The organism is Chitinophaga sp. MM2321 (genome assembly GCF_964033635.1).
In the GTDB taxonomy this organism is placed as follows: domain Bacteria; phylum Bacteroidota; class Bacteroidia; order Chitinophagales; family Chitinophagaceae; genus Chitinophaga.
Genome location: NZ_OZ035533.1, coordinates 84363 through 98264 on the forward strand (window position 1 = coordinate 84363; position 13902 = coordinate 98264).

Annotated in this window: 13 protein-coding genes; 4 read left to right on the forward strand and 9 right to left on the reverse strand. The window is 45.3% G+C overall.

Going from position 1 to position 13902, the window contains the following annotated elements; all coding sequences use genetic code 11:
- The 3 genes from ABQ275_RS00330 to ABQ275_RS00340 form a co-directional block, all read right to left on the reverse strand.
- Window positions 1-477, reverse strand: coding sequence for a sigma-70 family RNA polymerase sigma factor (locus ABQ275_RS00330; protein ID WP_349316266.1), 477 nt, complete (start codon window positions 475-477; stop codon window positions 1-3).
- 124 nt (window positions 478-601) lie between these two features.
- A complete protein-coding gene (locus tag ABQ275_RS00335; RefSeq protein WP_349316267.1) occupies window positions 602-1132 on the reverse strand; it encodes a DUF1697 domain-containing protein in 531 nt (176 codons plus the stop codon).
- Window positions 1129-1899: a DUF4184 family protein gene (locus ABQ275_RS00340; RefSeq protein ID WP_349316268.1), complete on the reverse strand. Its 771-nt coding sequence runs from the start codon at window positions 1897-1899 to the stop codon at window positions 1129-1131. The genes ABQ275_RS00335 and ABQ275_RS00340 overlap by 4 nt, the downstream gene beginning before the upstream one ends.
- A 180-nt stretch (window positions 1900-2079) precedes the next feature.
- Between ABQ275_RS00340 and ABQ275_RS00345 the strand changes: the two genes are divergently transcribed.
- Together ABQ275_RS00345 and ABQ275_RS00350 are read left to right on the forward strand one after the other, a co-directional pair.
- Entirely contained in the window at window positions 2080-2604 is a 525-nt protein-coding gene (locus ABQ275_RS00345; RefSeq protein WP_349316269.1) for a YceI family protein, read from the forward strand.
- A gap of 53 nt (window positions 2605-2657) precedes the next feature.
- Window positions 2658-3911, forward strand: a complete 1254-nt coding sequence (locus ABQ275_RS00350; protein WP_349316270.1) for a DEAD/DEAH box helicase — start codon at window positions 2658-2660, stop codon at window positions 3909-3911.
- A gap of 55 nt (window positions 3912-3966) precedes the next feature.
- Here ABQ275_RS00350 and ABQ275_RS00355 read toward each other — a convergent pair whose 3' ends face one another.
- From ABQ275_RS00355 to ABQ275_RS00375, 5 genes are all read right to left on the reverse strand, one after another.
- Entirely contained in the window at window positions 3967-4554 is a 588-nt protein-coding gene (locus ABQ275_RS00355) for a YceI family protein (RefSeq protein WP_349316271.1), read from the reverse strand.
- 32 nt (window positions 4555-4586) lie between these two features.
- Window positions 4587-5021 (reverse strand): DoxX family protein, encoded by a 435-nt coding sequence (locus ABQ275_RS00360; RefSeq protein ID WP_349316272.1) that lies wholly within the window; start codon window positions 5019-5021, stop codon window positions 4587-4589.
- 60 nt (window positions 5022-5081) lie between these two features.
- Window positions 5082-5534: a MarR family transcriptional regulator gene (locus ABQ275_RS00365; protein WP_349316273.1), complete on the reverse strand. Its 453-nt coding sequence runs from the start codon at window positions 5532-5534 to the stop codon at window positions 5082-5084.
- 123 nt (window positions 5535-5657) lie between these two features.
- Entirely contained in the window at window positions 5658-6398 is a 741-nt protein-coding gene (locus tag ABQ275_RS00370; protein ID WP_349316274.1) for a 3-oxoacyl-ACP reductase family protein, read from the reverse strand.
- A gap of 171 nt (window positions 6399-6569) precedes the next feature.
- Window positions 6570-7079 carry a DinB family protein gene (locus ABQ275_RS00375; protein WP_349316275.1) on the reverse strand — a complete coding sequence of 170 codons (510 nt, stop codon included), beginning with the start codon at window positions 7077-7079 and terminating at the stop codon, window positions 6570-6572.
- A gap of 213 nt (window positions 7080-7292) precedes the next feature.
- Here ABQ275_RS00375 and ABQ275_RS00380 point away from each other — a divergent pair, with 213 nt between their 5' ends.
- On the forward strand, window positions 7293-9542 hold the full coding sequence (locus tag ABQ275_RS00380; protein ID WP_349316276.1) for an alpha-L-rhamnosidase C-terminal domain-containing protein: 2250 nt from the start codon (window positions 7293-7295) through the stop codon (window positions 9540-9542).
- A 105-nt stretch (window positions 9543-9647) separates the two neighbouring features.
- Here ABQ275_RS00380 and ABQ275_RS00385 read toward each other — a convergent pair whose 3' ends face one another.
- Complete coding sequence (locus ABQ275_RS00385) at window positions 9648-10028, reverse strand: transmembrane 220 family protein (RefSeq protein WP_349316277.1); 381 nt, start codon at window positions 10026-10028, stop codon at window positions 9648-9650.
- A 628-nt stretch (window positions 10029-10656) separates the two neighbouring features.
- Between ABQ275_RS00385 and ABQ275_RS00390 the strand changes: the two genes are divergently transcribed.
- A complete protein-coding gene (locus ABQ275_RS00390; RefSeq protein ID WP_349316278.1) occupies window positions 10657-13878 on the forward strand; it encodes a TonB-dependent receptor in 3222 nt (1073 codons plus the stop codon).
- Window positions 13879-13902: the final 24 nt, after the last annotated feature.

Here is a 13902-nt window from a genome sequence, read left to right on the forward strand (position 1 = left end):
TTATAATTTCAGGATGTTTTTGATCTTTGTTTTGATCCGGTTTAGTTTTACGCCCACATAATTTTCATCTATGCCGGTGATACCGGCTATTTCCTGGTAGGTCATATCTTCCAGGTAAAGTGCGATGATCGCTTTTTCAGCGTCGCTTAACTGCCGCAGTGCTGCAAAAAGTTGTTCCTGTTGTAATGCATGCGGCGGGTCCGGCGTGGTGGCTACCTGCTCGGGTAGTGTATCCGTATACGTTATGTCCGGCGTTCGCTTCCGGAAGGCTGCCAGGGCGGTATTCAACGCAATGCGGTACATCCACGTGGTGATTTTCGACTGTCCCTGGAAAGCAGGGAAGGATTTCCACAGCTGATAGATCATCTCCTGGAAAAGATCTTCCCGGTCTTCCGGCGTATCGCGGTACAGGCGGCAGATCTTGTGCAGGATACCCTGATGCTCCCCGATGATGAACAGAAATTCTTCCTTACTCATTTGCGTGTATTAAATTGGATATGCTGAAAAAACATACACTTGCTATTTGCAGGGATTAGTTGCAGGATAACAAACAAAACTTACAGATCAGGGGAATTTTTTTTGAAAAGATACCGGCGTCCTCTTATAACAGCACTTTGCCTACAGTGGCCAGGTTCCTTGTGGTGCTGACTACGCCCAGTTTTTTCTCCAGGTAATTGTTGGAAAACGGCGTCTTCATCAGGGTTTTGCGCGACAGGATATATACTTCGCGTCCATTGATATGGTAAGTTTCTGCTGCGCTTTGCAGGGAGGTGAGGATTTCCTGCGCATTTGCACCGGGTACTGTTTGTAAAAACGCCACATAGATCTGTATCTCTTTGTCCGGAACAATCCCGGGGAATGGGTTATTTTTCAAAATGGCATCCATCTCCTTAAAACTTCTAACGCAGGCGGGTATTTCAAATCCCAGTGCTTTCAGCATTTGCTTTTCAATTTTAGCTTCAATGGCAGCCGTGTCCGTGGAGGCACTTTCAAAAATGACATTACCACTTTGAATATAGGTGGTAATATTTTTAAATCCTGCTTTGGCGAAGAGTTCCCGCAGTACCTCCATTTTTACCATCCTGTTTCCACCCACATTGATAGCCCGGAGAAACGCAACATATCGTGTCATTGTAAAAAACTTTTTTTATTGATAGTTGAAGGGGAAGTTAGTTTTTTTACGCTCATCATCACTACAAAATAACTATAAAAAAAGCCGCCCATGATCACGGCGAGGTAATCTGCCCCTTCACATTTTATATAATGGAATTGATGATTGAACAGCAGGATAATTACAGTAAATACGGCCACCAATAGCCAGTAGCCCAGTTTCCGGAGGATGCCGCTTTTACTGCTGTTATGTTTTGCCGGTATTTTCAGGAAGAAGTAAAGAATGATCAGCAGTCCGGCGATGGAGCTGATGTATTGCAGGAGATACCACATTTTCATTGGATGGGCAAACAGGCTGACATCCTGCTGCAAAAATGGAAGCAGCCCTACAAAGTATCCATCGCCATGGGTAAAGGCATCGAGGAAGAAGTGCGATAGCACGCCCAGGATGACCGAAGCGATAACCACGAGGTAGTGGCGTTGGAAATAATGGTCCCAGTTGAATGACCGGAAATGGCCGATCCGGTTACCGGCCCAGGCCGGTAGCTGGCTGATCAGTGCCGGCTTTACCCCGTTATGATACAGAAAGGCCAGCAGCAGGGATAACGGGATGTCATATACGAAAATGCCCCACCATTGATGTCCTCCGTTGAAGTAGGGATTTAGTAAGATGAAATACAGGAAATCCGGTACCATACTGCCTATGATGAGTCCTGTGGCCGACAGGTATTTGTGTGGCCGGCAGGTGAAAGGGACTACTATTGCTATGTGTGAAATCGTAAATGGCATGTACGCTCTATTGGAGTTAAATTTAATTTATTTCTAATGAATTATAGTTGCACTGTGATGCGCCCCCTGATTTTTATTCGTCATGTGCAAATCGTCCATCATTTCCGGTATATTATCCAACAGCTGCTGCTGTTACAACACTTATGTTTGTATGGTCTTTACAAACAAAAAAAATGTGTTATGGCAAACTGGAAAATTGATGAATCACACAGCGAAATCGGCTTTAAAGTAAAACACCTCATGATTACAAACGTGAGTGGCTATTTTACACGTTTTACCGGCAGTATTCAAACTGAAAGCGACGATTTTCATGATGCTTCCATTTCCTTTGAAGCGGCGGCAGACAGCATCAACACACAGAATCAGCAGCGGGATGAGCATCTGCGGAACGGTGATTTTTTTGATGCGGCCAATTTTCCGAAGATCAGTTTTGTATCCAGGAAAGTGAAGAAAATAGATGAAGAGCAGTACAAACTGCTGGGCGATCTGACCATCAAGGATCAAACGCATCCTATTGAACTGGAAGTGATCCATAATGGTGTTACGGTAGACCCCAGGGGACAGCACAAAGCAGGCTTTGCACTGAAAGGGCGTATCCACCGGGCAGACTACGGCCTGCGCTGGAATGCCAGCACAGAAGCAGGGGGTATTGTACTCAGCGATGAAGTGAAGCTCAATATGGAAATACAACTCGTGAAGTCATAGGGCAAAGTTCTATCTTTGTGACCCGGCACATCGCCGATGATCAATGACCGAACATGAAATTTGAACAGTATAGTATTTCTTCCGAGATAAAGGACAGTTTGGCTGAACTGGGCTTCAAACGCCCTACAGACATTCAGTTTAAGGCTATTCCCTCTATCCTGAAAGGAGATGACGTAATGGCGATTGCCCAGACAGGAACGGGTAAAACGGCTGCTTTTGCCATACCCATCCTGCACCGCCTCCAGCAACAGGACCGGAGATACCGCAAAGGAAAATATGAGGTGAAATGCCTGGTAATGGTACCCACCAGGGAACTGGCGATACAGATTGCAGAAGTATTTCAGCAGATAGGACAATACACCGATCTCAGCATCCTCGCGCTGGTAGGCGGGGTAGACCAGGGCCCGCAGATCAAGGTACTGGAAAAGGGCGTGGATGTACTCATCGCCACACCCGGCCGTATGTTTGATCAGATTAACCAGGATCATATTGATCTCAGTAAGGTACAAACACTCATCCTCGACGAAGCAGATCATATGCTGGATCTTGGTTTTATCCGCGATATCCGGGATGTGATCAAACATATCCCCCGTAATCACCAGACCCTGTTCTTCTCCGCTACGCTGGACAAGGATATTAAAGACCTGGCTTACTCAGTGGTAAATAACCCGATCCGTATTCAGATCTCCCCGCAGGACCCCGTTTCTAAAAACGTAAGCCACGCCGTTGCCTACGTGGAAATGGATGATAAGCGTTTCTTCCTTGAACGCCTCCTGAAAGAATTTCCCGACAGCAAAATACTGATCTTCGTACGCACCAAAGTGCGCGCAGAACGTGTGGCTGCCGCTATGGAACGGGTCGGCGTAAAAAGTCTTACTATGCACGGAGGCAAAGTACAGGACGACCGCCTGCAGGTAATGGACGAATTCAAAAAAGGAGAGATCAAAGTGCTCATCACAACAGATGTGAATGCCCGTGGTATAGATATTCCCAATGTGGATTACGTGGTCAACTATGACCTGCCGGATGTCCCCGAAAACTATGTACACCGTGTAGGTCGTACAGGTCGTGGCGTACATAAAGGCCAGGCCGTATCTTTCTGTAGTACAGAGGAAAAACCGATACTGGATGAAATCCAGCAGTTCCTGGGAAAGGATATTACAGAGATGAAGATCAATAAAGATGATTACCGGGAAACGGTCAGTTTCTCCGAAGATATTCCGAATGATAACTGGCAGCTATTGCTGGATGAACATAATAAGGAGATGGAGAACGTGACGAAGAAGAAGAAAAAGAAGAAGAAGTAAAAAAAGGTTCCGGCTTACACCGGAACCTTTTTTTATATAAAATATAAGCAGTTGATTATTGTTTAACTATTTCTGCATTTACCAGGATCTCCACGGTAGGCGCTACTGCATAAACACCGGAAGGTAATTTGTCGGCATATTTCACACCAAAGTCGAAACGGTTAATCGTTGCTTTAGCCGTAAAACCTGCTCTCCACAAACCCCATGGGTCTCTTACAACACCGTTGTAATTAACGTCGAAGGCTACACGTTTTGTAGTGTTCCGGATCGTTACATCCGCTAACATTACATATTTGCTACCAGCTACTTTTTTGAAGGAAACGCTTTTTACTTTGATTTCAGAAAATTCGGCTGCATTGAAGAAGTCATCTGTTTTCAGGTGACCATCACGCTGTTCAACACCGGTACTGATACTGTTTACATCGGCAGAAAAATCTACTTTGGCATTCTGAAAGCTGGTGCTGTCGGTAGTTTCAATAGCACCGGTGAATTTTGCAAAATGTCCCTGAACATAGTTGATGCCCAGATGTTTTACGCTGAAACCAATGGAGGTATGTGCAGGATCTGCGCTCCATTTTACTTGTGCAAAAGTGGCAAGGCCGGCTAATACCAGCAGGGCTGTAGAGAATAACGATTTTTTCATTTTTGTTTTTTGTGTTGTATTAAACTGATAAATTATTTAGTGAGTTGACGGTCTACAGACCAGCGGCCTGCACCTTTTATGATCAGGGCAATGTTGATACCGATGACCAGTAAATGATATTCGAATCCTTCACCTTGCTGTGCGCCTGTCCAGTTCATAAAAAAGCCGTTGGCAGCATGCATGGAAATGGCTACCATCATGATGGCAGTACTCATGATCGCCCAGATTCGGGTAGTGAAGCCAATAAGGATCAGGAGTGCGCCGATGCTCTCGGTAAATATAACCAGGAATGCCAGTATGGCCGGTGTGCCTCCTTGTGTGAAATAATCCATGGTGGCTTTAAAACCGTGGCCGCCAAACATGCCCAGTAATTTCTGTGCGCCATGTGGTAATATGACCAATGCTACCGTTATGCGCACTATAAAGGCGGTGAGACTGTTGTCTGTTTGTAATAAACGTTTTAACATGTGTGTTGGATATGTAAGTGTGTACAAATATTGTCTATACAAGTATTAAGGCAAAAAAAATCAATCACGCAGTTTATCCAGTAATTCGTTCAGCATGCTCACTTCTTCTTTGGTAATTTTTTTAGTGAGACGCTTATGATTTTTGTCGATTATAGGTTCCAGTTCTGTTAAAAGCGCCTTTCCCTTATCGGTGATCTCGATTTCTACCTTGCGCCGGTTCGATTCACACTGGTTGCGTGTAAGGAGTCCTTTCTGGCGCAGCTTTTCCACCAGCCGGGTAGCATTGCTCATTTTATCCATCATGCGCTCCTGGATGTCCAGTAGGTTTAATGGTTTTGGGCTGCTGCCGCGGAGGATTCTTAATACGTTGAATTGCTGGGAAGAGATATCATACGGTTTTAATACATGTGATATGCCTACTTCCAGCCAGTTAGCTGTAAATACAATGTTCAGCATGGCACGTTGGTATTCATCTTTGAATCTTGTTTGTTTTATTTCATCTTCCAGTTTCATAATTACAAATACAACTGTTGTATATACAACAAAGGTAAGTGTATTTTTAATACCGGCAAATTATTTTCATAAAAAAGGGGAGGAATTGCGAATTCCTCCCCTTTTTTATGGCTTTTCCCTTTCTTAACTGTTATATCCTCCATCTATTGTGATAGCAGTACCGGTAATGTGGCCTCCTTCGGGAGAGGCGAGGAAAGCCACCAGGGAGGCAACATCCTCCACATCGCCATAATGCCCCAGCGAAATACCCTGCCGCTGCATAGCTGCATGGGGGCCATCAGCCGGATTCATCTCGGTATCGATAGGACCGGGCTGCACCAGGTTGACAGTAATACCACGTGATCCCAGATCGCGTGACAGCCCTTTGTTGAAGGCAGTAAGCGCCGATTTACTCATGGAGTAAAGGGTGCCTGTGGGGGCAGTGACCCTGTCGGCCATGCTACTGCCTATCGTGATAATGCTGTTGCCCTTTTCCATATGACGCGCCGCCGCCTGTGAAGCCACAAACACAGCGCGGGTATTCACGGCCATGGTAAGATCATAGTCTTCCAGCGTATAATCATCAAATGGTTTCATCACCGCCATACCGGCATTATTAACGAGTATGTCTATACGGCCAAATGTTTTGATGGTTTGATCTACTGCTGCAATCACAGCCTGGGAGTCAGCACTGTCGGCTGCCACCGCTAATGCGCGCTGCCCTTTTTCTTTCAGTTCAGTGACCAGTGCCGTAGCTTTCTCTGTGCTTTTTGTGTAGGTAAATGCTACCATAGCACCTTCTGCTGCAAGACGTTTAACGATGGCGGCACCCATACCGCGACTACCTCCTGTTACCAGGGCTATCTTATTTTCCAGACGTTTCATAAAAATAGTTTTTATGCCTGCAAAGCTAGACTGGTAGCCTGGATAAAAGAAGAGGGGTGTTAATTGTTAACTACTAACAAAAATGTTAGCGGGTATCAGTAGGGGGTTGTTAAAATGCATTTTTTAGTGAGATAAATAAAATGGCATTCTCATCTGAAAGAACATTGACTTTTACAGGTATTTTTCTTTGATGATTTGCAAATGATGGAGCTGGTGCCCCGCAATGGTAAAGCCCATTGCGAGGATACTCATTTCATATTTCCAGTTCATGCCTGTTCTCAGGAGGGTGTCATCGGAAAAACTTTTAAACAGCGCGATGGTGGAAATCCGTACGGCGATCAGCTCATCCAGTACATCCTGCAGGCTGCGGTTATCGATGAAGGTGTTGTCGGCAAACAGGTCCTGATCAAATCCAGGTGGTGATGTTTTATCGTGGCGTGCAAACAGTAAGGTGCGGTAGGCGAATACCCTTTCTGTATCCGTGATATGCTGGAATACATTTTTCAGCGTCCATTTGCCGGGTGCATAGGCATAATTGCCCTGTGGCTCCAGTTGTGCAATATTGAGTGCCTGTAGTGCCTGTAATGATTCATCCAGCGCAACGGAGAGGTCAATGTCCGGCACGTGGTCTACATAGCGGTCATAATATTCAAGAGCGGGGGATATAGCGGCCTTTTTCATGTGTGAAATTTTGTGGTAAATAAATGTACGAACATTTTTTCACGCCGTTGCTACGGGTAAATATCAGCCATATGTGCTTTGATTTCGTTTAGTCGTGTTCGTTATACAATCTCCCTGGGTGAGGCCTTTCTCTGGAAAACTAAATAGCCATATTACAAAATCTCCTTATTCTCATTAAATATATTTTATATATTTGTATACAACCTCCCTACTATGAAATATCTGCAACGATGTATAGCAGCGTTCCTGCTGCCGTTATCAGGCGCAATGTGGCCGGTACAGGCACAATCGCAGCAAGTGGCTGGTGAAACGCCTGCGCAATGGGATGCCCGCTGGATCACCAGTACAGAAGCGGCCCCTGCCTTATATGGGGTCTATCTTTTCCGTAAAACATTTACACTCACCAATTATTCCGGTCCGTTCCTCATTCACCTCACTGCGGATAACCGTTACCGTTTGTATGTCAACGGCCGCTTTGTGGCCATGGGACCCGCCCGGTCGGACCTGGCCAATTGGTACTACGAAACCCTCGATCTCAGTGCTTACCTTAAATACGGGACGAATGTAATCGCCGCGGAAGTGATCAATTACGGCCCGGATAAACCACGTGGACAACTTACACAGGCTACCGGTCTGCTGATACAGGGGCATACCGCCCGTGAGGCAGCCATCATCAATACCGGCAGCACACCCTGGCAGACCATGGAAGATGGTGCGGTGTACTGTAAGCCGGTAATAACCGCTCCCGGCGCTTTTTACGGCGCCTATCCCGGCGATAGTATCGTAGCGGAATACCATCCCTGGGACTGGCAGGAGGCTACCTATAACGACTCCTGCTGGGACAAGGCTGCAGTAGCTGCCCCCGTTACCCTGCAAGGCACCAGTGCGCTGGGCTGGCGTATGTTGTCGCCACGGCCGGTCGGACCACTCCAACATCAGCGCGAAAACTTTACCCGGATCGCAGAACAGGAAGGAGTCACTGTGCCGGCTGACTTTTTAAAAGGAATCAAGCCACTAACGATACCGGCTCAACGAAAAATAAGATTGCTGCTGGACCGTGGCCAACTGACTACCGGTTTCCCCGAACTACTGCTGAGTGGAGGACTGGACGCTTCGGTACGGATAACCTACCGGGCGCCTTACAACAATGAAACCATCGTGCAGGATGTAATCCGCCCCGATGGCGGTAACCGCCGAAAATTTACACCTGTTGGCTACCGCACCTTCAGGTATGTACAACTGGACATTGAAACCGGAAAATCGTCCCTCACCCTGGAAGATTACTACAACGTATATACGCAGTATGGACTGACGGAGAAAGCCGCCTTTTCCGCCTCGCCTGAAACAGATACGATCTGGCAGACGGCCCGGCGCATCGCCTTCGCCGGGGCTCAGGACAACCTGTATAATGATCTCTGGCAGGAACAGCTGCAATATATACAGGACGCGCATATTCACGGCCTGGGTATCCTGTATTTTTCGGGAGACGGTCAATTGTTGCGGAATGCACTGCGGCAATTCGACCAGTCACGCATTCCCGAAGGGTTGATCCGTACACGGTATCCTGCCGATGATATGCAGGTATCCGTTGCAGCTGCATTTGACTGGATCGTTGCCATCCAGGATTACCTGCTTTTTAAAGAAGATAAGGCGCTGGCAAAACAGCTATATCCCGGTGTTCGTAATATCCTCGACTGGTTTGCCCGCTACAGGGATGCGGCGACAGGACTACCGGGGAATATGCCTTACCGCGACAGCGCGGCTATTGCGCCCCTTACTTTCCAGTACCTGTATTCGCTGCGGCAGGCGGCCGCCATTGCCGGTTACTGCGATAAGCCCGCCGATTCTACGGCATATGTGCGTATAGCCGATAAGTTAAGAGAAGTGGTGTACAGGTATTGTTTTGATGCAGGTAAAGGATTGTATGCAGAAACAGCCGGTAAAAAAACGTTCTCCCGCTACACCAATGCCATGGCTGTACTGGCAGAGGCAGTACCGCCCAGGCAGGTGAAAAATGTAATGCAGCGGATGGTAAAAGAAAAAGCATTGCCGGAAGAATCACTCCGTGATAAGTTTTATATTTTCAGGGCCATGCAGGAAACAGGCACTACCGGCACCTTCCAGTCAGAACTGGCGCCCTGGCACCCGGTGCAGGAAGAAAATAGCAGCCTGTATCAATCTGTTACCTGCGTCGCCAATATATATCTGTTGGGCATAACCGCCGGTATCCAGTCAACTTCCTATGGCTTTAAAACAGCATTGATAGCGCCCGCTCCAGGCAACCTGAAACAGGTAAACGCTGCTATGCCCCATCCTGATGGTGGCATGATAGAAGTAGCACTCAACTTTGATGATAATCGTGTATCCGGTACCGTTACACTGCCCTTTGGCATCACCGGCAAATTCAGATGGAGAGGAAAAGAGACGGTGTTGCATGGAGGGCCCCAACACATAGAGATGTGATTTACGAATTTTTTGATTTTTTGATTTTGAGATTTATAGAAAGATATTTCCCGAAGATCTTCGCTTTAAATCCCAAAATCTCAAAATCAAAAAATTCGTAAATCCCTAAATATTTCTTTTCCTTCTTTTTGAATAGACATAATTAATCCCCAGCACCGCAATACATATAAACAGGCCAAAGAATTCCCTGGTATCTTCTATCCATGGCTTGGTGGCCTTCATGCTTTGGGCAATATTTTCTGCCTGATGCTGCTGCATCCAATCTACAACGCCATCTTTTGTAAAAAATAAATAGACTGCATAGGCGAGGTACACCAGTATACCACCGATATACCAGCTGCGGTAAAAACGGTGACGGGCTGCCAATGCGCAGAAAGTGGCAGCATAGAGATAGATAGGCATCCATACATACGGATCGGGATCGTTATATTGTAAACCCGCAAAAATGATAAACACCACACAAAAGAAAATATTAAACACTTTCATGAAACAGAAATTAGATCTTAAACATACATAAAAGAAGGACTTCCTGTACTATTTTATATATGGAAGGTCCCATTCTTTCTTTTTCAGGTGCGGCCTGCGAAAAGAAAGCAGGAAAAAACACCGTTGTATTTTAAAAAAATGTTAAAACAACACTTGTTTGAGCTAAAATATTGTTATATATTCGGCCTGTAATACTCATAATTCCACTTGAGAACCAAAATTTGAATTATTAACCAAAATCTGAATTATAGTTTAAGAACTACAAAAATGTGTTTCTCACTATTAATTTATTGACATTAAAACTCTTTTCAGTTAAGCGATCTTAAACGCTATTCGTCATGAGATGAGCTTTCTTTGGGGCAATCATACTGAACGTATGAACTCCATTCTGGTAGTTATGTTTTAACTGCTGCACAGTCACGTTTACTTTATTTGATCACACGTAGCGCATCATGCGTGTGTATTGAGTGAATTATGCTTTACATATTAACATGAAATTACTTTGCTACAAACATGCGTGGCACGGAACAGGATTTCTATGTAAAAAAAGTGCTGATCAGTGGTGAGATATATGATAGGTACTCTATTTCTTAACAAGTTTTCTTAAACGTTAGCCTTAAACCACGTTATGAAAAAACATTTTTACCAAGCACTAGCCGTGCTCTGCGGAATTCTGCTGTTACTGTCAGGCAGTAACGCATTTGCACAAACGAACGTTACGGGGAAAGTGTCTGATAAAGCATCAGGCAATGCGCTGCCGGGAGTTACAGTTTATATTAAAGGTACCAACCGGGGCACCGCTACTGACCCTAGTGGAAATTTTAGTTTGCAGGCTAAATCGGGTCAAACACTGATCTTCTCCTTTGTGGGATATGATCCACAGGAAGTCATTGTAAGCAGTGGCCCGATCAATATTTTAATGGCAGAAAAAGTCGGCTCCCTCGAAGAAGTAGTCGTAACCGGTTATGCCAGTCAGAAAAAGAAAGACCTGACTGGTGCCGTATCCATTGTAAAAGTGGAGAATCTTACCAAACAACCAACTTCACAAATCGCCAGCCAGTTGCAGGGACAGGTATCAGGCGTTACCGTGTTGGGAGGTGGACAACCAGGAGAGCAACCCCAGGTAAAAATCAGGGGGATCAATACTTTTGGTAACAACACGCCTTTGTATGTTATTGATGGCGTACCCGTATCTAACCTTACGGATGTGAATCCTAATGACGTACAAACCATGCAGGTGTTGAAAGATGCCGGCGCCGCTTCTATTTATGGTGCGCGTGCTGCCAATGGCGTAATTGTGATCACTACCAAAAGAGGTACCGGTAAAGTAAAGGTAACCTATGATGGTTATTATGGTACACAAAGGCCCCATAGCGGAAATCCATGGGGTATCCTGAACCCCCAGGAACAGGGTGACCTGAAATGGCTGGCACTTTCCAATTCAGGTTTAGCACTTAGTGATAAGCAATATGGTAATGGCGCTACACCGGTAGTACCTGATTATATTGCTCCGGCAGGATTGAAAGAAGGAGACCCGCTTACAAATCCTGATCTGTATTTTGTAAACCCGGAATATAAATCAGCTGGTGATCCCGCTACCTTTTACCGCATATCTAAAGCTAACAAACAAGGTACGGACTGGTTTCATGAAATCTTTAAACCAGCTCCTATTACCAGTCACAATATTTCTGTTTCCGGTGGTGGTGATATTGGTAGTTACTTCTTCTCCTTCTATTATTTCAATCAGCAGGGTACGCTCACCAATACCTACAACAAGCGGTATGCAATCCGTTCCAACAGTACTTTCAATATAACAGATCATATCCGGATAGGCGAGAATATGGAATACTCCCTGATCAACAATCCGCAGATCGCTGCCCTTACAGAAGGTAGCGGTATTGGTATGGCTTTCCGTGAACTGTCTATCATCCCGGTGTATGATATCAAAGGTAACTATGCGGGTTCCAGTGGTTCCGATCTTGGTAATGCCCGTAACCCGGTTGCTATACAGGATCGCTTTGGCAGAACCAAAGCACAGGCAAGCAGGTTACTGGGAAATGTATTTGCAGAAGCAGATATCCTCAAAAACTTTACACTGAGAACCAGTTTTGGTGGTGAAATATATTCATTCGATAACTACAATTTTGTTCTGCCGGAATATGAAAATGCGGAAAATAATACCGTGAATTCATTTACAGAAGGTGCGGGGAATGGTTATGACTGGACGTGGACCAACACGTTAACTTATCATAAGAATTTTAATCAGCAGCACGATCTGAAAGTACTGATAGGTACGGAAGCATTTGATAACCACTATCGCAATGTGACCGGAACAACCACTGATTATTTTTCGTTCGATCCAAACTTTGCGAACCTGTCCACCGGTACCGGTACACCTACCAATGGTAGTAGCTTTGGCTCAGATGGATTATTCTCCTTATTTGCAAGAGCGGATTACGCTTTCAAAGACCGCTATCTCCTCGGTGCCTTGATCCGTCGGGATGGTTCCAGCCGCTTTGGTAGCGCCAACAGGTATGGTAACTTCCCCGCGGTGAGTGCTGCATGGCGTATTTCCCAGGAAGAATTCATGAAAGGGATCAGCTGGATCTCAGATCTGAAGATCCGTGGTGGTTATGGTATTATGGGTAACCAGATTAACGTAGCGCCCGGCAATCAGTTCATTGCTTATGGCTTTAACAGAAGGTCCTCTTTTTACAGTATCAATGGTGCAGCTACTACCAGCCAGGGTTTCATGCTTACCCAACTGGGTAACCCCGCTGCTAAATGGGAAAGTAACGTAAACTCCAACATTGGTATCGATGCAACCTTATTTAAAGGCGCATTGGAATTTACAATAGACTACTATCAGAAAGAAGTAAGGGATCTGTTGTATAATCCTGAGTTGCCCGGTGTATACGGTGCTGCTACTGTTCCTTTCTCTAACGTAGCTAAAATGAAGAACAAAGGATGGGATGTGTCCATCACCAGTGTAAACAATCTTACCAAAGATCTCAAACTGGAATTAACCGGAACTTTAACCACTTATAAAAATACGATTCTCGCAATTTCTGAATCCGCTCCTTATTTCGACCTAGAAGGCCGCCGCTTCGGATCTCCTATTATCCGAAACGCTATCGGACAATCTATCAGTGAATTCTATGGTTATAAGGTTGTAGGTTTCTGGGATAGCAAGGAAGAGGTAGATGCTGCCAATGCTGCTGCTAAAGCCAAACATCCGGGCCTGGTAGAGTACCAGCTGGAGGCAGCGATGGGCCGCTTCAAATATGCAGATACGAATGGCGATGGTAAAGTAGATGCGGATGACCGAACCTATCTTGGCAATCCAAATCCTAAATTTTCTTATGGGCTTAATGTTGGTTTAACGTATAAGAATTTCGACTTCAGCGCATTTTTCTATGGAGTGCAGGGTAACAAAATATGGAACCAGGTACTTTGGTGGACTGATTTTTATCCTTCCTTCGTGGGGGCTAAAGGTAAAACAGCCTTATATGATTCCTGGACACCTACACACAAGAATGCCAAAGCTCCTATCCAGGAAATAGCATCCCATGCCAGTGCATCTGGTTCTCCTAATTCTTATTTCGTTGAAAACGGTTCTTATCTCCGTGCAAAGAATATGCTGATCGGGTATACACTCCCGAAGTATATGCTGGAACACATCGGGATTGAAAAATTCAGGGTATACGTACAGGCAGCAAATGTATTTACTATCACCAAGTATTCAGGTATTGATCCTGAAGTAGCTGGTAACTCACAGGCTTTCGGATTAGATGAAGGTGCTTATCCTAACCAACGTCAATACCTGGTAGGTGTGAATGTTACATTTTGATCTGGATCTTTTGTTGAACTGTAA